12 protein-coding genes are annotated in these 22,199 nt (G+C 43.5%); 6 read left to right on the forward strand and 6 right to left on the reverse strand.

Features of this window, described 5'->3' with window-relative positions; translation table 11 throughout:
- Positions 1-14: 14 nt before the first annotated feature.
- Together I2I13_RS16140 and dapF are read right to left on the reverse strand one after the other, a co-directional pair.
- On the reverse strand, positions 15-1,247 hold the full coding sequence (locus tag I2I13_RS16140; protein WP_195649973.1) for an LL-diaminopimelate aminotransferase: 1,233 nt from the start codon (positions 1,245-1,247) through the stop codon (positions 15-17).
- An 84-nt stretch (positions 1,248-1,331) separates the two neighbouring features.
- Positions 1,332-2,138 carry a diaminopimelate epimerase gene (dapF, locus tag I2I13_RS16145; RefSeq protein ID WP_195649974.1) on the reverse strand — a complete coding sequence of 269 codons (807 nt, stop codon included), beginning with the start codon at positions 2,136-2,138 and terminating at the stop codon, positions 1,332-1,334.
- 414 nt (positions 2,139-2,552) lie between these two features.
- Here dapF and I2I13_RS16150 point away from each other — a divergent pair, with 414 nt between their 5' ends.
- Positions 2,553-2,849, forward strand: coding sequence for a thioredoxin family protein (locus I2I13_RS16150; RefSeq protein WP_143866853.1), 297 nt, complete (start codon positions 2,553-2,555; stop codon positions 2,847-2,849).
- 272 nt (positions 2,850-3,121) lie between these two features.
- On the opposite strand, the gene I2I13_RS16155 is transcribed toward I2I13_RS16150, so the two are convergent.
- From I2I13_RS16155 to gltB, 4 genes are all read right to left on the reverse strand, one after another.
- Positions 3,122-3,889, reverse strand: a complete 768-nt coding sequence (locus tag I2I13_RS16155) for a glycerophosphodiester phosphodiesterase family protein (protein ID WP_167511904.1) — start codon at positions 3,887-3,889, stop codon at positions 3,122-3,124.
- Between the two features lie 171 nt (positions 3,890-4,060).
- Positions 4,061-5,728 carry an asparagine synthase B gene (gene asnB / locus I2I13_RS16160; RefSeq protein WP_148367531.1) on the reverse strand — a complete coding sequence of 556 codons (1,668 nt, stop codon included), beginning with the start codon at positions 5,726-5,728 and terminating at the stop codon, positions 4,061-4,063.
- 212 nt (positions 5,729-5,940) lie between these two features.
- Positions 5,941-7,281 (reverse strand): glutamate synthase subunit beta, encoded by a 1,341-nt coding sequence (locus tag I2I13_RS16165; RefSeq protein WP_148367529.1) that lies wholly within the window; start codon positions 7,279-7,281, stop codon positions 5,941-5,943.
- A gap of 121 nt (positions 7,282-7,402) precedes the next feature.
- Positions 7,403-11,953, reverse strand: coding sequence for a glutamate synthase large subunit (gene gltB, locus I2I13_RS16170; protein WP_195649975.1), 4,551 nt, complete (start codon positions 11,951-11,953; stop codon positions 7,403-7,405).
- A 362-nt stretch (positions 11,954-12,315) separates the two neighbouring features.
- Here gltB and glmS point away from each other — a divergent pair, with 362 nt between their 5' ends.
- From glmS to I2I13_RS16195, 5 genes are all read left to right on the forward strand, one after another.
- A complete protein-coding gene (glmS, locus tag I2I13_RS16175; RefSeq protein ID WP_148367525.1) occupies positions 12,316-14,160 on the forward strand; it encodes a glutamine--fructose-6-phosphate transaminase (isomerizing) in 1,845 nt (614 codons plus the stop codon).
- A gap of 125 nt (positions 14,161-14,285) precedes the next feature.
- Positions 14,286-16,169 carry an amidophosphoribosyltransferase gene (locus I2I13_RS16180; protein WP_148367523.1) on the forward strand — a complete coding sequence of 628 codons (1,884 nt, stop codon included), beginning with the start codon at positions 14,286-14,288 and terminating at the stop codon, positions 16,167-16,169.
- Positions 16,170-16,196: 27 nt separating this feature from the next.
- A complete protein-coding gene (gene carA, locus I2I13_RS16185; RefSeq protein ID WP_074558392.1) occupies positions 16,197-17,345 on the forward strand; it encodes a glutamine-hydrolyzing carbamoyl-phosphate synthase small subunit in 1,149 nt (382 codons plus the stop codon).
- Between the two features lie 9 nt (positions 17,346-17,354).
- Positions 17,355-20,582: a carbamoyl-phosphate synthase (glutamine-hydrolyzing) large subunit gene (carB, locus tag I2I13_RS16190; RefSeq protein ID WP_195649976.1), complete on the forward strand. Its 3,228-nt coding sequence runs from the start codon at positions 17,355-17,357 to the stop codon at positions 20,580-20,582.
- A gap of 284 nt (positions 20,583-20,866) precedes the next feature.
- Positions 20,867-21,814 (forward strand): site-specific integrase, encoded by a 948-nt coding sequence (locus I2I13_RS16195; protein ID WP_148367519.1) that lies wholly within the window; start codon positions 20,867-20,869, stop codon positions 21,812-21,814.
- The last annotated feature ends 385 nt before the right edge of the window (positions 21,815-22,199 follow it).

Consider the following 22,199-nt stretch of genomic DNA (forward strand, 5'->3'; position numbering starts at 1 on the left):
CGCGAAATACTATCTTATAGCCAGTTTTTTATTCTTCTCATTGCTTCGATACAATCGTTACGTTCGCCAAAGGCAGTCAGGCGGATATATCCTTCACCGCTTGGTCCGAAGCCTACACCGGGAGTACCGACCACATTGGCTTCATACAACATCTGTTCGAAGAATCGCCATGATGAAAGCCCGTTCGGAGTTTTCACCCATAAGTAGGGAGCGTTGACTCCTCCATACACTTTCAGTCCTGTGGCTTCCAATCCCTCTTTCATAATTTGGGCGTTGGTCATATAATAGCCGATTGTTTCTTTAATCTGTGCTTTGCCTTCTGCACTGTAAACGGCTTCTGCTGCCCGTTGGGTAATGTAAGAAGTACCGTTGAACTTGGTGCACTGGCGGCGGTTCCACAATCTGTTGAGTGGGATGCGGTCTCCTTCCAATGTGGCGGCAGTAAGTTCTTTCGGAACTACGGTATATCCGCAGCGTACTCCGGTAAATCCTGCCGTTTTTGAGAAACTACGGAATTCGATCGCACACTTTTTAGCTCCCTTAATCTCATAGATAGAGTGGGGGACATTCTCATCCTGGATATATGCTTCATAAGCGGCATCGAACAGAATCAATGTATCGTTTGCCAATGCATAGTCCACCCATTTCTTCAGTTCCGGTTTGGTTAAGGTCGTTCCTGTCGGGTTGTTCGGATAGCAGAGATAAACAATGTCTATCCGTTTGTCCGGAATTTCCGGAATAAAGTTGTTCTCACTTGTGCAAGGCATATAAGTAACATTACTCCATTTGCCCGTCTCTTCTTCCAGCACTCCGGCACGTCCGCACATGACATTGCTGTCTATATATACCGGATAGATGGGGTCTGTAACACCTACGCTATTGTCATGGCGAAGAATATCTCCTATATTTCCGGTATCGCTTTTGGCACCGTCACTGACAAATATCTCGGATGCCGAGAAGTGAATCCCACGTGGAATAAAGTCATTTTTTATAATTGCTTCAATCAGAAAATCATATCCCTGTTCAGGACCATATCCGCGGAATGTATCTTTGCTGGCCAGCTCTTCTACCGCTTTGTGCATGGCTTCGATACACGCTTTCGGAAGCGGTTGGGTGACATCACCGATACCCAACCGGATAATATCCTGTTTAGGATGTGTTATCTTGAAGGTATTTACCTTTTTCGCTATGTCCGAGAATAAATAGCTTCCCGGTAACTTCAAAAAATGTTCGTTTACTAATGCCATCTTGTTATTGTTTTAAGTTCTGCAAAATCTAATACCTGATACCTAATACTTAATACCTGATACTTAATATCTAATACTTATTTATTACTTATCCTCAATCTCCCCATCGAAAACTTTGGTTGCCGGTCCGGTCATTAATATATGCCCGGAGATTTCATCCCATTCAATGGTAACTGTCCCTCCATCCATGATTACATCGCTTTTTCTTTCTGTAAGTCCGTTGATGAAGGCGGCTACTGCTGTGGCACAAGCACCTGTCCCGCAAGCTTGAGTGATTCCCGATCCTCTTTCCCATACCCTCATCCGTATGGTGTCTTTGCCGACAATCTGTGCAAACTCCACATTAGTTCTATCGGGAAAAAGAGGATGATTCTCCAGTGCAGGACCGATTTCCGGTAAATCAATCCGGGTGATGTCCTCAACAAATGTGACGAGATGCGGATTACCCATTGATACTTTGGTTGACCGGAAAGGATACTTCCCTTCCCACTGAATCCCGTCTGTTTCCAACGGACTACCCATATCTACGGTGACTGTACTGACTGTTTTTTCCTCTATATGCAGTTTCAGAATTTTTATTCCAGATCGTGTATCCAGCGTAATTTCTGTTTTGTCAGTCAAGCCGTATTCATATACATATTTGCCTACACAACGGCTTCCGTTGCCACACATCATAGCTTCCGAACCGTCCGCATTGAAAATACGCATGCTGAAATCCGCTTTATCAGAGATGCCAATCAATATAAGTCCATCACTTCCGATTCCTGTATGAAACTTGCTCCATTCGATTGCCTTCTTTGCAGGGTCGGTTATCGGATATTGGGTTGTGTCTACATATATGTAGTCATTTCCCGCTCCATGCATTTTTGTGAACTTAATTTTTGATATCATTTTGATTGTTATTTATTGGTTGTTGTATCCTTTTGTTTTATTACGATGCAAAGGTATGACTTTTTGCTTTATATTTTACTAAAAAGTATATCTAATATCTATTTATTTTCCTCAAACTTATAATCGCTTTATATACGGCTGTGTTTAGTTATAATTTGAAATTATACCTATTTATATATTAATAAACTGTTATTTGGGTGAATTGTTTTGCATATTCTTCCATAATATATGAAGAATATTTAGCCTTGATAATCGGTGAAATCCGCTATAAAAACAAGAAATATATCCTTTTCCTTTTGACGATATGAAAGTGAAAACCCCTATTTATCTATCATATTGCTCGCCGGATATGCTGAAGAACCTTTTCCTGTATTCATTGTTTTAGCACTATCATTAATATAAAAACGTAGAGATATGAATATAGAGAAACAATTAGAAACAGCAGCTAAGACCAACCATTTGGTGTTGGTAGTATTTTATGCCGACTGGTCACCTCATTATGAGTGGATAGGTCCTGTGCTTCGGACTTACGAAAAGAGAACTGTAGAATTGATAAGAGTGAATGCTGAAGAAAATAGAACAATAGCCGATGCGCATAATGTAGAAACAGTGCCCGCCTTTCTTTTATTGCATAAGGGACATGAATTATGGAGACAGGTAGGAGAGCTTACGGTAGGAGAGTTGAAAGAGGTATTAGATGATTTCCAGTAAATCGTTTGTAATCTTTTATTGGCATATATGAAAATGACCTTTTTCTTTTTCAAATGAAAAAAAGAGTGTTCTTAATATGCTGGTATTTAGTTTGTTATGAAAGCTCATTTTTCCTTTAAAAGAAACGGGTGGTTCCTTTAAAAGGAACCACCCGTTGTACTAAATCCCGCATACAGATAGCAAACTTTAGCTATTACGTATGCGGGATTTAGTACAACGAGCTGTTTCTTTAAAGACGGATATTAAATAGTTTACTTTGTAATGATTTTATCTTATTGATGTTTTTTCAGTTCTTCTTGTAAGATGACTGGTTCGTTGGTGGTAATGAAATCTACTTTCTGTTCGATCAGCGATTTCATATCTTCCACTTCGTCCACAGTCCACACATTTACTTTCAAGCCGAGCTCATGAGCTTCTTTGATCCATTCGGGGTGTTTCTTAATCACTCCCATGTGATAATCAAGACCGGCAGCACCGAGTTCCTTTAATTCTTTGGGAGACAGTTCCCCGTTAAGGTAAAATACCGGAGTACCGGCAGGAGCCAGGCGGATAAACTCTTTCATGGCATGTAGGGAGAACGTGATATATTCCATGCGGTTTTCCAGTCCCATTTTCTTCACCATGGCAAGGATTCCCTGTACGGCTTTGGTTTCACGTTTCTTATTGCTATGTGCTTTCAGTTCGAGAATCAGTCGGGTATTACAGTTTTTCCCGGCTTCCAGATATTGTTCCAGGCTAGGCAAGTTTTCTCCGTTGGATAATTTAAGTCCGGTCAGTGCGTCACCTTTGGAATACTCCATCGGTCTCATCTTGTATACAGGATCATGGTTGACCACCAACTTGTTATCCTTAGCGATCCATACGTCAAATTCTGAACCGTAACAACTGATGGAGTCTGCTTTTAGAAGTGATGAAATACTGTTTTGTGATGATCCCGGAGTTTTCCAGAATCCGCGGTGGGCTATCACTTTTGTCTGTGCCTGCATACAGCAAGCAGCCATTAGAAGGGCAGAAGCCATCATCATTTTTTTTAAATTCATTTGTTTGGTCTTTTAAAAGTTTGATAGATTTAATTGGGTTTGGCCTCAAAATTATAAAAAAGAAAACGCAAATCAGACAATAATATGCTAATCTGCGTTAATCCTTGGGATTTTAAAATAGAAATGCTACAAAAGAATAACAGAATCTGCTCTTTCCGTTATTTTTATCAGTTAAGTATAGGCCTCTTCGTGTATTCCTCTCACCGCACGTCCGCTAGGCTCATTCAGGTTCCTGAAAGCAATATCCCACGCCAGCGCTTCTGCTGTGGAACAGGCCACACTGGGAACACTCGGTACGCTGCGTGCTGCACTTTCACTGGGGAAATGCTCTTCAAAGATACTACGATAATAGTATTCTTCCTTGTTTTGCGGAGTATGGATGGGGAAGCGTTCGGCAGCATGTTCCATTTGCTCATCGCTAACGGCAGCCGCTGTGATTTCTCTCAAAGTATCGATCCATGAATATCCCACACCGTCACTGAATTGTTCTTTTTGTCTCCACGCCACACTTTCCGGTAACATATCGGCAAAGGCTTCGCGAACAATCCGTTTCTCAATATCCTTTCCGGGGCACATTTTAGCTTTCGGATTCAGGTTCATGGCTACATCGAGAAATTCTTTGTCAAGGAAAGGGACGCGTCCTTCTACGCCCCATGCTGACAGACTTTTGTTGGCACGGAGACAATCGTACATGTGTAACTTTGAAAGTTTACGTACCGTTTCTTCGTGGAATGCCTGTGGAGTGGGGGCCTTGTGGAAGTATAGATACCCTCCGAAAACTTCATCGGCACCTTCACCGCTCAACACCATTTTAATCCCCATCGATTTGATGACACGTGCCAGTAGGTACATGGGAGTGGAAGCGCGTACCGTGGTTACATCGTATGTCTCGATGAAATAAATGACATCACGCAGGGCATCCAGACCTTCCTGAACAGTATAGTTTATTTCATGGTGGACAGTACCGATATATTCAGCCACTTCACGTGCTTTAATCAAATCGGGAGCACCTTTGAGTCCGATGGCGAAGGAGTGGAGTTGAGGCCACCACGCATCACTCGCTCCGTCTGTCTCTATACGCTTTGCCGCATATTTTTTGGCAATAGCGGAGATGACGGAACTGTCCAGCCCACCCGAAAGAAGCACTCCATAAGGTACGTCACTCATTAACTGGCGATGTACGGCATCTTCTAATGCTGTTTTCACATCACCGGTTTGTGCGTCATTGTCTTTGACGGCTTCATAAGCTGTCCAGTCGCGTGAATACCAACGTTTCATTTTTCCTTCTTTGCTATGGAAATAATGTCCGGGAAGGAATACCTCATATTCGTCGCAAAATCCTTCAAGTGCTTTCAGTTCGCTGCCGAAGTAGATTCTTCCTTCTTTATCTTTTCCTATATATAAAGGAATAACCCCTATCGGATCACGGGCAATCAGAAATTCATCCTTTTCTTCATCATAAAGAACAAAAGCAAAGATACCGCTAATATCTTCCAGGAAGTGGATGCCTTTCTCTTTGTAAAGAGCAAGAATGACCTCACAGTCACTTCCTGTCTGAAAGTTATATTTTCCGGCGTATTGAGCACGAATGTCCCGGTGGTTGTATATCTCACCGTTTACGGCGAGCACCTGTTTACGATCAGGAGAGTATAACGGTTGGCCGCCGCTCTGCGGGTCGACGATTGACAGGCGTTCGTGTGCCAGGATGGCACTTCCACCTACATAGATTCCACTCCAGTCCGGTCCGCGATGACGGATTTTCTGGGCCATCTTCAGTGCTTTATCTCTTAGTTCTTTCGTTTGAACCTTTATGTTGAGTATACCTGCTATTCCACACATAACTTTAAGTTTTTGGGGGTGATTGAATATGTTGATTGTTTATTCGCTGTTTCTAAGAAGCCCGATTGCTATTATTTATTCGTTCTACCTAGGTTGACTTTTCGTTCCACCATGGTTGTCTTTAAATTCTACCTAGGTTATCCTTAAGTTCCACCTAGGTGGAACGAACCGATAATAGCAGTCAGACCTCTTAGTATTCCTTACTTCGGAGATTATTTCGTCAAATAAGTGTCTATTTCTGCAGCCGCTTTTCTTCCTCCTGCCATGGCACGTACGACGAGGCTGGCTCCTGTATCCGCATCTCCGGCAAGGAATACATTTTCGGCAAACTTCGGCTGTTCCGGTTTCAGGAATCCCATCGCCAGCAATACCATGTCCGCTTCGATGACTTCCTTTTTTCCTGTCGGTTTCATCGTGGGACGTCCGCCAGCTGTTGCCGGAATCCATTCCACTTCTTCCACTTCTACGCCTGTCACTTTTCCATTCTTTCCGAGAAACTGATTGGAAGCCAGACACCAACGGCGTGTACAACCTTCTTCATGGCTGGAAGTCGTTTTGAAGACTACCGGCCATTGAGGCCATGGGGTAGCCGGATTGTATCCGACAGGAGGTTTCGGCATGATCTCTATTTGAGTGACACTGACGGCTCCTTGTCGCACGCTGGTTCCGATACAGTCGGAACCGGTATCACCGCCACCTATCACGAGAACCTTTTTGCCTTTGGCATTTACCAACTTGTCTTTCGGGAAAGTCTGTCCTGCCAAAATCCTGTTCTGTTGTGCCAGCATTTCGAGTGCGAAATGAATCCCTTTCAGTTCACGTCCCGGAATACTCAAGTCACGTGCTGCCGGTGTTCCTGTACAGATGCAGTAAGCATCGAATCCTTCCGGTAAATGATTGACATCTATTTCTACTCCCATCTCAAACCGGATTCCTTCTGCGGCCAATATCTTCATCCGTCGGTCGATTACATTCTTGTCCAGTTTGAAATTAGGGATACCAAATCGTAGTAATCCTCCGGGAGCTTCATCCTTATCGAATAGAGTAACGCTATATCCTTTTAGATTTAACTGATTGGCAACTACCAGTCCGGCAGGACCTGCACCAATCACCGCTACTTTCTTTCCGTTTCTTTCCGGAGTCTTTACCTGTATATATCCTTCACGAAAAGCAGCTTCTACGATTGCCGCCTCATTCTCACGGATAGTTACCGGCTGGTCGCAGGAAAGTTTCAGCACGCATGATTTCTCGCAAAGGGCAGGACAGATACGTCCTGTAAATTCAGGAAAATCGCAAGTAGATGACAATACTTCGTAAGCCTCCTTCCATTTTCCTTTGTATAATGCATCCTGCCATTCCGGTTGTTTATTTCCTATCGGGCATGCCCAATGACAGAAAGGTACGCCGCAATCCATGCAGCGTGACGCCTGCAATTTACGGCTGTTTGTATTCAATGTCTGTTCCACCTGACTATAGTCAGTGATTCGCTCGCTCACAGGGCGATATCCCGCCTCCTGCCGAGCTATATTTAAAAATGCTCTAGGATCTCCCATCTTGTTATTTACTATTTGACGATTTACGATTTACTATTTCTAGACTATCTTGTCATTTGCTATTTGACTATTTACAGACTATACATTCAAATAGTAAATTGTAAATAGTCAAATTGTAAATCTAATAGTCTCTTTGCATATCTGCAATTTTTTGTTGTAACTTTCTCATTTGTTCTTCCTGCAGTACTTTTTTGTATTCGATGGGCACTACTTGGATGAATTGGTCTACGTAATGATTCCAGTTGTCGAGTAGGATGCGTGCCAGTTTCGAGCCTGTGTAGAGGTAATGCTGGCGGATTAGTTCGTGCAACTCTTTCCGGTAGCTGGCTTCTTCGATGAGTGACAGTTCCACCATTTCCATGTTGCAGAAATAATCGAAGTTACCGTCCTTGTTCCATACATAAGCCACACCGCCACTCATACCGGCTGCAAAGTTACGTCCGGTTTGTCCGAGGACTACCACACGACCTCCGGTCATGTATTCGCAACAGTGGTCACCCACGCCTTCCACTACGGCGACTGCGCCGGAGTTACGAACAGCAAAACGTTCTCCTACACGGCCGTTGATATATACTTCACCGCTTGTTGCGCCATAAAGCAAGGTATTACCGGCGATTGTATTTTTTTCGGCTTCGAAGTTGCTGCGGATAGGAGGCAATACGGAGATACGTCCGCCACTCAATCCTTTGCCCAGGTAATCATTCGCTTCACCTTCCAGTTTAAAGTTAACTCCCGGTACGAGAAAAGCTCCGAAAGACTGACCTGCCGAACCTTTGAATTTTACATTCAGCGTATGTTCCGGCAATCCTTTGGCACCGTATTTCTTGGCGATCACTCCGGAAAGCATAGCACCTATTGCACGGTCTGTATTGGCAATCGTATATTCTAAAGAAATCTCTTTCTCATGTTCGATAGCTTCCTGTGCGGCATCGATGATGGTTACATCCTTTACAGTAGAAATTCCATGATCCTGGTCGATGACATGACGGATAGCCGCACTGTTGTCAACACGTGCCAACAATTTGCTGAAGTCGATTAAAGTATGCTTCGGATTCGGGTCATTGGCATCGGACTTGCGTTCGATTAAGTCTGTACGTCCGATGATGTCATCCATCCGGGTGAATCCCATTTCAGCCAAATGCTCACGGACTTCCTGTGCCAGGAATGTGAAAAAGTTTACTAAATATTCACTGCGTCCATGAAAGCGTTTACGTAACTCTTCATTCTGCGTGGCAACTCCTACCGGACAAGTGTTCTGATGACATTTACGCATCATTACACAACCCAATACGATTAATGCGGAGGTGGCGAAACCATATTCTTCGGCACCCATTAATGCCATTAAGATGATATCCCGTCCGGTTTTCAGCTGTCCGTCGGCTTGCAGAACTACTTGGCCACGAAGTCCGTTCAGAACCAGTGTTTGCTGTGTTTCGCTCAATCCTAATTCCGGTGAGATACCCGCATAGCGGATAGAAGAAGCGGGAGAAGCACCCGTACCCCCTTCAGCGCCGGAGATGACAATCAAATCCGCCTTTGCTTTTGCCACACCGGCGGCAATCGTACCGACACCGCTTTCTGCTACCAGTTTCACGCTGATTTTGGCCTGTGGATTTACATTTTTCAAATCGAAGATCAGTTGAGCCAAATCCTCAATCGAATAAATATCATGATGGGGCGGGGGAGAAATTAGCGAAATTCCCGGAATGGAATGACGTGTTTTCGCAATCACATCATTTACTTTAAATCCCGGAAGTTGTCCCCCTTCACCCGGTTTGGCTCCCTGTGCTATCTTAATTTGAATTTCGTCCGCATTCACCAGATACTCTGCCGTTACACCGAAACGACCGGAAGCTACCTGTTTGATCGCACTTCGTAAAGAACTGCCATCCGGCAACGGTTGGAAACGCGCGGCATCTTCACCACCTTCACCAGTATTGCTGCGTCCATGGATTTTATTCATGGCAACAGCCATTGCCTCGTGGGCTTCCTTGCTGATGGAACCAAAAGACATAGCTCCTGTGACGAAACGATGCAGAATATTTTCCACCGGTTCCACCTGATCGATAGAAATAGGATTACGACGGAATCCCAGGAAGTCACGAAGGAAAATAGGCTTCTCTTTTTCGTCTACCAGATGGGTGTACTCTTTAAATTTCTTATAACTCCCCAGTCGTGTAGCCAATTGCAGCGTGCTGATTGTTTCCGGATTCCATGCGTGCTTTTCTCCATCTTTACGGAAAGCATACAAACCGTTGTTTTTTAATAACTCTTCATTTTTAATACCTTCAAATCCATCTTTATGGAAAGCAATGGCATCTCTGGCTATTTCTTCCAGACGGATACCTCCGATCGGTGAACCGAGTCCTCCGAAATAAGCCTTGCTCAACTCTTCACTCAAACCGACAGCTTCGAAAATCTTAGCGCCACGATAGGAGCGGATCGTAGAGATACCCATCTTACTCATGATTTTAAACAAGCCTTTACAGATGGATTTGATATAGTTCTTTTCGGCAGTGGTATAATCCAACTGAATATCCTTGTCTTTTACCAGTCGGTCGAGGACGGCAAATGCCATGTAAGGATTCAGGGCACTTGCTCCGAAACCCAACAATAACGCGGCGTGCATCACTTCACGTATTTCACCGCTTTCTACAATCAATGCCGTTTGTACCCGTTTACCAACTGAAATCAGGTGGTGATGAACAGCGCTTACTGCCAGCAATGATGGAATGGCAGCATGGGTAATATCCACCTCACGGTCGGTCAGTACAATGTAGTTTACACCTTCCGTCACGGATTCTTCCGCCATTTTACAAAGATGGGCCAGTGCTTCCTGCAATCCGGCTTTCCCTTTTGCAACCTCAAACAACATAGGGAGTTTGACCGTTTTGAAGCCTTTGTACCGGATATTACAAAGAATATCCAGTTGTGTATTGCTCAAAATCGGGTGGTTCAGGCGTACCATTTTACAATGACTTTCACTGGGTGTCAGAATATTCATGCCGACTGCTCCGATATATTCCGTCAATGACATCACCAGTTCTTCGCGAAGCGGGTCAATAGGCGGATTGGTTACCTGTGCAAATTGCTGACGGAAATAGTTGTAAAGCAACTGCGGCTTATCTGAAAGTACGGCTAGCGGAGTGTCATTGCCCATTGAGTTGATCGGTTCTGCTCCGGTACTTGCCATCGGCATAATCAGTTTTTCGATGTCCTCCTTGGAGTAGCCGAAAGTACGAAGCATACGGTTGTAGTTTTCCACCTGATGGGGAACTTTGCGTCCGCTTTTCAGTTCGTCTAGTTCGATCCGGTTGGTAGATAGCCAGCTGCGGTAAGGTTTGGCTTCAGCCAACTGCTTTTTCAGTTCACCGTCATAGTAAATTTCACCTTTTTCCGTATCCACCAGCAGAATTTTGCCGGGCTGTAAGCGACCTTTTTCTTTAATGTCTCCCGGTTCGAAATCCATAACACCGACTTCCGAAGCTACCACCATCATATCGTTTTTAGTAATCAAATAACGGGCAGGGCGCAGGCCATTGCGGTCGAGCATACCTCCGGCAAATCGTCCGTCGCTGAAAAGTAGTGCGGCCGGTCCGTCCCATGGTTCCATCAGGATGGAGTGGTATTCGTAGAATGCTTTCAGATCTTCACTGATCGGATTCTTTTCGTTGAAAGATTCTGGTACGAGCATAGCCATGGCATGTGGCAGGCTCAATCCTGACATCACCAGGAACTCTAGCACATTATCCAGAGAAGCACTGTCGCTCATGCCCGGTTGTATAATCGGGCGGATTTCTTTTATATCGCCTAAAGTGGGAGTGGAGAGTACACTTTCACGGGCTTCCATCCATCCTCGGTTGCCACGGATAGTATTGATTTCACCGTTGTGTGCCAGCAGACGGAACGGCTGTGCCAATCCCCATGTGGGGAATGTATTGGTACTGAAACGAGAGTGCACCAATGCCAGTCCGCTGGTAAAATAGCTATTTGTCAGGTCCGGATAGTAGTTGCGCAGTTGTAATGATGAAAGCATACCTTTATATATAATGCTTTTGGTAGAGAGCGACACAACATAAAAATCGTCTTTTGCCGGAATAGATGACAATCTGACTTTATTTTCGATTCTTTTCCGGATCAGGTATAACTTCCGGTCGGCAGTTTCCGTTTCCGTAAATCCGGTGATGAATATTTGTTTGATATCCGGTTCGTTTGCCAGAGCTGATTCTCCCAGGATTTCGGGGCAGGTGGGCACATTGCGCAGATGCATCAATGTGAGTCCTTCTTTTTCAATTTCTTCAATAATAATACTTAGAATAGCTGCCTGGTCTTTTTCGTTTTTCGGCAAAAATAACAATCCTGTGCCGTACCGTCCTTTTTCGGGGACAGGAATACCTTGTAATAAAATAAATTCATGCGGAATTTGAAGCATGATACCTGCCCCGTCACCGGTCTTGTTATCCGCACCCTCGGCACCGCGATGACGCATGTTCTCTAATACCTTTAAAGCCGACTCAACAATGTCGTGTGACTTTTCTCCATGAATGTTAACCAGCATACCAACACCGCAGGCATCGTGTTCGTATGCCGCATCGTACAAGCCCATCTGTTTGGGCTGTCGTTGGTAAGGGAATCCTTCTGTTACGTTGTTAAAAAGTTCTTGTTTCTTCATTCTTAATAGCTTTATTGTATGATAATACCTGTTTGATGTATCAAATTGTTTGGCAAAGTTAGTGTTTTAATTCCAAAATGATAGTAAAATTTAGCTTTTGTGTGACGCGAAATAAGAATAGGAATCTTTATTCTTTTAAATTGTTATTAAAAACAGGAAATTTACTTTTAATTTGTTAGCTTATTTATCCTTATTTGAAGCTGATTGTAATTTGTTTCTTTTTGAGCTAAAAATAATATATTATTTAACTTTTTGATGTGTTTGAAACTTTTTTATGCGTTTCTGTCAAATAAATCTGTTTTTTGTTGTCTTTATGTTATTTGTAATGTGTATATTTGCAGGCGAAATAAAAATATCATAATATGTGTGGAATAGTAGGCTATATTGGTAAACGAAAAGCCTACCCTATCCTTATCAAAGGGTTGAAGCGACTGGAGTATCGTGGATATGACAGTGCGGGGGTAGCAATCATTAGTGATGACCAACAGTTAAATGTGTATAAGACGAAAGGGAAAGTCTCCGATCTTGAAAATTTCGTCACACAGAAAGATATTTCCGGTACAATCGGAATTGCCCATACCCGTTGGGCTACTCACGGGGAACCTTGTTCCGCTAACGCCCACCCTCATTACTCTTCTTCCGAAAAGCTCGCTCTCATTCATAACGGTATTATTGAAAACTACGCCGTTCTTAAAGAAAAACTTCAAGCCAAAGGCTATCTTTTTAAAAGTAGTACAGATACCGAAGTCCTCGTTCAATTAATAGAATACATGAAAGTCACTCATCAGGTCAGTCTGTTGACGGCTGTTCAGTTGGCGTTAGGGGAGGTGATTGGTGCTTATGCGATTGCGATTCTTGATAAAGAGCATCCTGATGAGATTATTGCTGCCCGTAAGAGTAGTCCGTTGGTAGTGGGGATTGGAGAGAATGAGTTCTTTCTTGCTTCGGATGCTACTCCGATTGTAGAATATACCGACAAGGTGGTTTATCTGGAAGACGGGGAAATCGCTGTCTTGAATCTGGGGAAGGAGTTGAAGGTGGTCAACTTGAGCAATGTTGAAATGATACCTGAAATAAAGAAGGTGGAACTCAATCTCGGTCAGTTGGAAAAAGGGGGATATCCGCACTTTATGTTGAAAGAGATTTTCGAACAGCCCGATTGTATTCATGATTGTATGCGCGGACGTATCAATGTGGAAGCTGATAATGTGGTACTTTCTGCTGTGATAGATCACCGGGAAAAGCTGCTGAATGCCAAACGGTTTATTATTGTTGCTTGCGGAACTTCCTGGCATGCCGGACTGATCGGTAAGCATCTGATTGAGAGTTTCTGCCGCATACCGGTAGAAGTGGAGTATGCTTCCGAATTCCGCTACCGTGATCCGGTGATTGACGGGCAGGATGTGGTGATAGCAATCTCCCAGAGTGGTGAGACGGCAGATACATTGGCTGCTGTGGAATTGGCGAAAAGCCGCGGGGCATTTATATATGGTATTTGCAATGCGATCGGATCCTCTATTCCCCGTGCCACTCATACCGGTTCGTATATTCATGTGGGTCCGGAAATCGGGGTGGCTTCTACCAAAGCATTTACCGGACAGGTCACTGTATTGGCGATGCTGGCATTGACACTTGCCAAAACGAAAGGAACCATTGACGAACAGCATTATCTTTCAATCGTACAGGAGCTAAATCATATTCCGGAAAAGATGAAAGAGGTGTTGGAATTGAATGATACTTTGGCGGAGTTATCGAAAACTTTCACTTATGCGCATAATTTTATTTACCTGGGACGCGGATATAGTTATCCCGTAGCTCTGGAAGGTGCATTGAAATTGAAAGAAATATCGTATATTCACGCCGAAGGTTATCCGGCTGCGGAGATGAAACACGGACCGATTGCCTTGATCGATGCGGAAATGCCGGTAGTGGTGATTGCTACGCAGAATGGATTGTATGAGAAAGTAGTAAGTAATATTCAGGAGATCAAGGCACGGAAAGGAAAAGTGATTGCGTTCGTGACGAAAGGAGATACCGTTATCAGCAAAATCGCTGATTGTAGTATCGAACTTCCTGAAACAATCGAATGTCTCGATCCGTTAATAACTACGGTACCTCTCCAACTTCTTGCTTACCACATTGCGGTATGCAAAGGGATGGATGTGGATCAGCCGAGAAATCTGGCGAAGTCGGTAACAGTAGAGTGATGTGATTTACAATTAGACAATTTACGATTTACGATTGAAGAATCAATGATAGATAGTAAATTGTTTGATTGGCAGGTGGTAATTTAAATCGTAAATAGTAAATCGTCAAATTGTAAATAGTATAGATGGAACAATTGAAACATGAATGTGGCGTTGCCATGATACGCTTGCTCAAACCGTTGGAGTATTACGAGAAAAAGTACGGGACATGGATGTACGGTCTTAATAAACTCTACCTGTTGATGGAGAAGCAACATAATCGTGGACAGGAAGGTGCGGGACTGGCATGTGTGAAACTGGAAGCAAATCCGGGCGAAGAATATATGTTTCGTGAACGCGCTTTAGGTTCCGGAGCCATTACGGAAATCTTTGAAAACGTTCAAAACAATTTTAAGGATCTCACTCCCGAACAGTTGCACGATGCAGCGTATGCCAAACGAACTTTGCCTTTTGCCGGTGAAGTATATATGGGACATCTTCGTTATTCCACGACGGGAAAATCCGGAATCTCTTATGTGCATCCATTTTTAAGAAGAAATAACTGGCGCGCCAAGAATCTGGCTCTCTGCGGAAATTTCAATATGACGAATGTAGATGAGATATTTGCCCGTATCACTGCCATCGGTCAGCATCCGCGTAAATATGCCGATACATATATTATGTTGGAGCAGGTGGGACACCGTCTTGACCGTGAAGTGGAGCGTGTATTCAATCTTGCTGAAGCCGAGGGGCTTACGGGCATGGGAATCACTCATTATATAGAAGAATATATTGATTTGGCAAACGTGTTGCGTACTTCCAGCCGCGAATGGGATGGGGGATACGTGATCTGCGGATTGACCGGAAGCGGTGAGTCTTTCGCCATCCGCGACCCGTGGGGAATCCGGCCTGCATTCTGGTATCGGGATGATGAGATAGCTGTTCTTGCTTCCGAACGTCCGGTGATCCAGACTGCTTTGAATGTTCCGTTTGAGGAAATCAAAGAATTGCAACCGGGGCAAGCATTGTTAATCAGCAAAGAAGGTAAAATCCGTACTTCGCAAATTAACAAGCCGCGCGAGAATCATGCTTGTTCTTTTGAACGTATCTATTTCTCCCGTGGCAGTGATGTCGATATTTATAAGGAAAGGAAACGGTTGGGTGAAAAGTTGGTTCCGAGAATTTTGAAAGCGATCAATAATGACATCGATCATACGGTTTTCTCTTTTATTCCCAACACTGCGGAGGTTGCTTTCTACGGAATGTTGCAGGGACTGGACGATTACTTGAATGAGGAGAAAGTGCAGCAGATCGCCGCATTGGGGCATCATCCGAATATGGATGAACTGGAAATTATTCTTTCCCGTCGTATTCGTAGCGAAAAGGTGGCAATCAAGGACATCAAACTCCGTACGTTCATTGCCGAAGGAAACAGTCGTAATGATTTGGCTGCCCATGTGTATGATATCACATACGGAAGTCTGGTACCCGGTGTCGATAATCTGGTGATTATTGACGACAGCATTGTGCGTGGTACTACGCTGAAGCAAAGTATCATCGGTATTCTCGATCGTTTGGGTCCGAAGAAGATTGTGATAGTATCTTCTTCTCCACAAGTGCGTTACCCTGATTATTACGGTATTGATATGGCAAAGATGAGCGAGTTTATCGCTTTCAGGGCTGCTGTCGAACTGTTAAAGGAGCGGGATATGAAAGATGTGATTGCGGCTGCCTACCGTAAATCGAAAGATCAGGTGGGACTGCCGAAAGAGCAGATGGTAAACTATGTGAAGGATATCTATGCTCCGTTCACCGATGAGGAAATCTCTGCCAAGATGGTGGAACTGCTGACGCCCAAAGGGACAAAAGCGAAAGTGGAAATCGTCTATCAACCGCTGGAAGGACTGCACGAGGCTTGTCCGCATCATAAGGGCGACTGGTATTTTAGCGGCAATTACCCTACCCCGGGAGGGGTAAAAATGGTGAACCGGGCATTCATCGACTACATAGAACAAATGTATCAATTCTAACAACCATACAACGATTCAATAATAAGAATGAGAAATGTGACATTAATCCTTGACGACGGGAGCCGGTTTTCCGGTAAGTCGTTTGGCTACGAGAAGCCGGTGGCAGGCGAAGTAGTTTTTAATACTGCCATGACCGGATATCCGGAGAGCCTTACTGATCCTTCCTATGCCGGACAGTTGATGACGCTTACCTATCCTCTGGTAGGCAATTACGGTGTTCCTCCTTTTACCATCGAACCGAATGGACTTGCCACTTTCATGGAAAGTGAGAAAATCCATGCGGAAGCGATTATCGTAAGTGACTATTCTTATGAATACAGCCATTGGAACGCAGTGGAAAGTCTCGGCGACTGGCTGAAACGCGAGCAAATTCCCGGCATCACAGGCATCGATACGCGCGAGCTGACTAAGGTTCTTCGTGAACATGGAGTAATGATGGGGAAAATCGTTTTCGATGATGAGCCGGATAATGTGCCTGAAGCAGCATACGCAGGCGTCAATTATGTAGATCGTGTATCTTGCAAAGAGATTATTTGCTATCTTCCTGCCGGAACTTCACAAACTTTCTCCATAAATAGCTCCTATGCGCAGCTTAATTCTCAATTCTCAACTTTCAATTCTCAATTTAAGAAGGTTATTCTGGTAGATTGCGGTGTAAAGACAAATATTATTCGTTGTCTGCTGAAACGTGGTGTGGAAGTAATCCGTGTGCCTTGGGATTATGATTACAACGGACTCGAATTTGACGGGTTATTTATCTCCAACGGACCGGGCGACCCGGATACTTGTGATGCTGCGGTGCAGAATATTCGCAAGGCGATGGCAAACGAGAAATTGCCTATTTTCGGTATCTGTATGGGAAACCAGTTGCTTTCAAAAGCAGGCGGAGCCAAAATTTATAAATTGAAATACGGACATCGTAGCCATAACCAGCCGGTGCGTATGGTAGGTACGGAGCGTTGTTTTATTACTTCACAAAACCACGGTTATGCTGTAGATAATAATACGTTGAGTGCAGACTGGGAGCCGTTGTTCATCAATATGAACGATGGATCCAATGAGGGAATCAAACATAAAAAGAATCCTTGGTTTTCTGCACAATTCCATCCGGAAGCGGCGAGCGGACCTACAGATACGGAATTCCTGTTCGATGAATTTGTAAACCTGCTAAAATAACCGACAATCATGAAAGAAAATATAAAGAAAGTATTGCTGTTGGGTTCCGGTGCCCTGAAAATCGGTGAGGCCGGTGAGTTTGACTATTCCGGTTCGCAGGCACTCAAAGCCTTGAAAGAAGAAGGTATTGAAACCATTCTTATTAATCCCAATATTGCTACGGTACAGACATCTGAAGGAGTGGCGGATCAGATTTACTTCCTTCCGGTGACTCCATATTTCGTAGAGAAAGTGATTCAAAAAGAAAAGCCGGAAGGTATCATGCTGGCATTCGGTGGACAGACGGCTTTAAATTGTGGAGTGGCTTTATATAAGGAAGGCATCCTTGAAAAATATAATGTAAAGGTGCTCGGCACTCCGGTACAAGCTATTATGGATACCGAAGATCGTGAACTTTTCGTTCAGAAATTAAATGAAATCAATGTAAAGACCATTAAGAGTGAGGCCGTAGAAAATGCGGAAGATGCTCGTCATGCAGCGAAAGAGCTGGGTTATCCGGTAATTGTTCGTGCGGCTTATGCATTGGGTGGCTTGGGTTCCGGTTTTTGTGATAATGAAGAACAACTGGATCTTCTTGTAGAAAAAGCATTCTCTTTCTCTCCGCAGGTATTGGTGGAAAAATCACTGCGTGGTTGGAAAGAAGTGGAATATGAAGTGGTGCGTGACCGCTTTGACAACTGTATCACCGTTTGTAATATGGAGAACTTCGATCCGCTGGGTATTCATACCGGTGAATCTATTGTTATTGCTCCGTCTCAAACGCTTACGAATAAAGAATACCATAAACTTCGCGAGTTGGCCATACGTATCATCCGCCATGTTGGTATTGTGGGTGAATGTAATGTACAATATGCCTTCGATCCCGAATCCGAAGATTATCGGGTTATTGAAGTGAACGCCCGTCTTTCCCGTTCTTCCGCTTTGGCATCCAAAGCAACCGGTTATCCGCTGGCTTTCGTTGCTGCCAAATTGGGATTGGGTTATGGACTCTTTGACCTGAAGAACTCTGTAACCAAGACTACTTCCGCTTTCTTCGAACCGGCATTGGATTATGTCGTATGTAAGATTCCTCGTTGGGATTTGGGTAAATTCCATGGGGTTGATAAAGAATTGGGTTCTTCCATGAAATCTGTTGGTGAAGTAATGGCTATCGGACGCACTTTTGAAGAAGCGATTCAGAAAGGTCTTCGTATGATCGGACAGGGAATGCATGGTTTTGTAGAAAACAAGGAATTGGTTATTCCGGATATTGACAGGGCATTACGTGAACCGACTGACAAACGTGTTTTTGTCATTTCGAAAGCGTTTCGTGCCGGATATACCATCGACCAGGTGCATGAACTGACTAAGATTGATAAATGGTTCTTGCAGAAGTTGATGAATATCATGAAGACTTCCGAAGAACTGCATAGTTGGGGAAACAATCACAAACAGATTGCCGATCTGCCGAACGAATTGCTTCGTAAAGCTAAGGTTCAAGGTTTCTCCGATTTCCAGATTGCCCGTGCCATCGGTTACGAAGGTGATATGGAAGATGGAATTCTTTATATCCGCAATTATCGTAAGAGTGTGGGGATCCTTCCGGTAGTGAAACAGATCGATACGTTGGCAGCCGAATATCCGGCACAAACCAATTATCTGTACCTTACTTATAGCGGTGTAGCAAATGACGTACATTATCTGGGCGACCATAAATCCATCGTCGTACTGGGTTCCGGTGCTTATCGTATCGGTTCTTCCGTAGAATTCGACTGGTGTGGCGTACAGGCTTTGAATACCATTCGCAAAGAGGGATGGCGCAGTGTCATGATTAACTATAATCCTGAAACCGTATCTACGGACTACGATATGTGCGATCGTTTGTACTTCGACGAATTGACCTTCGAGCGTGTGATGGATATTCTGGAACTGGAGAATCCGCATGGCGTGATTGTATCTACCGGTGGTCAGATTCCGAACAACCTTGCTTTACGTCTGGATGCACAGAATATCCATATTCTTGGTACAAGTGCCAAGAGTATTGACAATGCCGAGGACCGTGAGAAGTTCTCTGCCATGCTCGACCGTATCGGTGTGGATCAGCCTCGTTGGCGTGAGTTGACTTCTATGGATGACATTCAGGAGTTTGTTGAAGAAGTCGGTTTTCCCGTACTTGTTCGTCCGTCTTACGTGCTTTCGGGTGCTGCAATGAATGTTTGTTCTAATCAGGAAGAATTGGAACGTTTCTTGAAACTGGCAGCCAATGTATCGAAGAAACATCCGGTGGTAGTAAGCCAGTTTATCGAACACGCCAAGGAAGTGGAAATGGATGCGGTGGCGCAGAATGGAGAAATCGTGGCATACGCTATTAGTGAACATATCGAATTTGCGGGAGTACACTCCGGTGACGCAACGATTCAGTTTCCGCCACAGAAGTTATATGTAGAAACTGTTCGCCGTATTAAGCGTATCAGTCGTGAGATTGCCAAGGCTTTGAATATCTCCGGTCCGTTTAATATTCAATATCTGGCGAAAGACAATGATATCAAGGTGATTGAATGTAATCTCCGTGCCAGCCGTTCTTTCCCGTTTGTCAGCAAAGTGTTGAAGATCAACTTTATCGAACTGGCAACGAAAGTAATGCTCGGTCTGCCTGTGGAGAAACCGGAAAAGAATCTCTTCGAACTGGATTATGTAGGAATCAAGGCTTCCCAGTTCTCCTTTAACCGCTTGCAGAAAGCCGATCCGGTATTGGGGGTAGATATGGCTTCTACCGGTGAAGTGGGCTGTATCGGTATGGATACTTCCTGTGCCGTACTCAAAGCAATGCTTTCCGTGGGCTATCGTATTCCGAAGAAGAATATCCTGCTGTCTACGGGAACAATGAAACAGAAAGCTGATATGATGGATGCGGCCCGTATGTTGGTGAATAAGGGATACAAACTCTTTGCAACGGGTGGTACACACAAAACGCTTGCAGAGAATGGAATCGAGAGTACTCATGTCTATTGGCCGAGTGAGGAGGGGCATCCGCAGGCATTGGAAATGCTTCATCGCAAGGAAATCGATATGGTAGTCAATATCCCGAAGAATCTGACAGCTGGAGAATTAAGTAATGGGTATAAAATCCGTCGTGCTGCCATTGACTTGAATATACCGTTGATTACAAATGCCCGTCTGGCTAGTGCATTTATCAATGCCTTCTGTACGATGAGTGTGGATGATATAGCTATCAAGAGCTGGGTAGAGTATAAATAAGCAGAATGTCATCTTTTTGAAAAGAGGCTGACATCACATTGAAATGAAAATGTTAAGGCCGTTCCTGATATTCGGGAGCGGCCTTTGTTGTAGAAATGTAATTTCTCCGTCATTCCTTTTCTACTATAATTTTCCGGCGAGGAATAGCTAAATTTAGTATTAAATCGTATAGGTTACTAAAAACTTTATAAGAAAACGACCGTAAATCACCTTCTTTGTTGTAAATTCGTTCTATTTCTCGTAATATCAAACTTATTTTAATCAATTAATATAGAAAGTAAATTATGAGAAAAGACGGATTTACCGTATGTGCAAATAATTATATAAATTGTTTGCGTCAGGAAGGGCGTTATGCCACAGCGCATGTTTATGAGAATGCACTTCGCTCTTTCACCATATTTTGTGGAACAGAATGTGTGTCATTCAGTTTGATTACTCGTGAGAATTTGAAGCGGTATAGCAGTTATCTGATGTCCTGCCGCTTGAAGTTGAACACGATTTCCACTTATATGCGAATGTTACGTTGCATATACAATAAGGGAGTAGATACTCATCAGGCTCCTTATATTCATCGCTTGTTTCGTGATGTCTTTACCGGAGTAGATACTCGTCAGAAAAAAGCAATTCCTATAAATGAATTACACACGCTGCTTTATAAAGATCCGCAGTCCGAAAAACTTCGCCGGACGCAAGCCATCGCTAATTTGTTATTTTTATTCTGCGGAATGCCTTTCGCCGATCTTGCTCATTTGGAAAAGTCGAATTTGGAGGGGAATATATTGAAGTACAACCGTGTCAAGACGGGAACTCCAATGAGTATAGAAATCTTAGAATCGGCTTCATGTATTGTTTCCCGGCTTCGTAATACGCATTCTGTTGTTCTTCCCGAGCATCCGGATTATCTTTTTTATATATTAAGTGGAAAGAATAAACGGGATGGAGAAGCGGCATATATAGAATATCAATCCACACTGCGTCGTTTTAATAATGATTTGAAGAGTTTAGCCAAGAAACTGCGTATTCATTCATCCGTAACTTCTTATACATTTCGCCATTCCTGGGCAACTACCGCTAAATACAGGGGAGTACCTATCGAAATGATTAGCGAGTCATTGGGGCATAAATCTATTAAGACAACACAAATTTACTTGAAAGGCTTTGATTTGAATGAGCGTACCAAAGTAAATCGACTGAATTATTCTTACGTCAGGAATTATAGGGGAATTCTTTGAAAAGGATATTAAGTCTTTGATAACCAGTCTAAATACGCAGCTGTTACTTCTTAGGTAACGGAAATTATTCGGTGCAAATATAGACAAAATTGTTAATAACATACAAGCAAAATTCCTTTTTTTTCTCTTTTTATTTAAATATACAGTAAAAATGTATCGGGACATGAAACATTCCTATTTCATGTTCTATGAATTCGACTGCCTATACTTTTCAAATATCTCTGTATATCAGGCAAAATGTATCTAAACTCCCTTGTTCGTACGTATTTCTTCTTCTTTTTGTGGTAGGTGTCCAGTACTCTATAATTTCCGTTACCTAAGAAGTAACGGAAACTTAAGGGGTAAAAAAGTATGATTCTAACGAAAGAAACTTTAAGTGCTGGGC

The sequence above is a fragment of the Bacteroides sp. D55t1_190419_B8 genome, from assembly GCF_015558905.1.
Taxonomy (GTDB): Bacteria; Bacteroidota; Bacteroidia; order Bacteroidales; family Bacteroidaceae; genus Bacteroides; species Bacteroides vicugnae.

Excerpts from the sequence above, each read along its gene's own strand:
- dapF (WP_195649974.1), bottom strand. The coding sequence starts at position 2,138 with ATGATATCAAAAATTAAGTTCACAAAAATGCATGGAGCGGGAAATGAC.
- I2I13_RS16165 (WP_148367529.1), bottom strand. The coding sequence starts at position 7,281 with ATGGGAGATCCTAGAGCATTTTTAAATATAGCTCGGCAGGAGGCGGGA.
- carB (WP_195649976.1), top strand. The coding sequence starts at position 17,355 with ATGAAAGAAAATATAAAGAAAGTATTGCTGTTGGGTTCCGGTGCCCTG.
- I2I13_RS16150 (WP_143866853.1), top strand. The coding sequence starts at position 2,553 with ATGAATATAGAGAAACAATTAGAAACAGCAGCTAAGACCAACCATTTG.
- carA (WP_074558392.1), top strand. The coding sequence starts at position 16,197 with ATGAGAAATGTGACATTAATCCTTGACGACGGGAGCCGGTTTTCCGGT.
- asnB (WP_148367531.1), bottom strand. The coding sequence starts at position 5,728 with ATGTGTGGAATAGCAGGTATACTCAACATAAAGGTTCAAACGAAAGAA.
- I2I13_RS16180 (WP_148367523.1), top strand. The coding sequence starts at position 14,286 with ATGGAACAATTGAAACATGAATGTGGCGTTGCCATGATACGCTTGCTC.
- gltB (WP_195649975.1), bottom strand. The coding sequence starts at position 11,953 with ATGAAGAAACAAGAACTTTTTAACAACGTAACAGAAGGATTCCCTTAC.
- I2I13_RS16155 (WP_167511904.1), bottom strand. The coding sequence starts at position 3,889 with ATGAATTTAAAAAAAATGATGATGGCTTCTGCCCTTCTAATGGCTGCT.
- I2I13_RS16140 (WP_195649973.1), bottom strand. The coding sequence starts at position 1,247 with ATGGCATTAGTAAACGAACATTTTTTGAAGTTACCGGGAAGCTATTTA.
- glmS (WP_148367525.1), top strand. The coding sequence starts at position 12,316 with ATGTGTGGAATAGTAGGCTATATTGGTAAACGAAAAGCCTACCCTATC.
- I2I13_RS16195 (WP_148367519.1), top strand. The coding sequence starts at position 20,867 with ATGAGAAAAGACGGATTTACCGTATGTGCAAATAATTATATAAATTGT.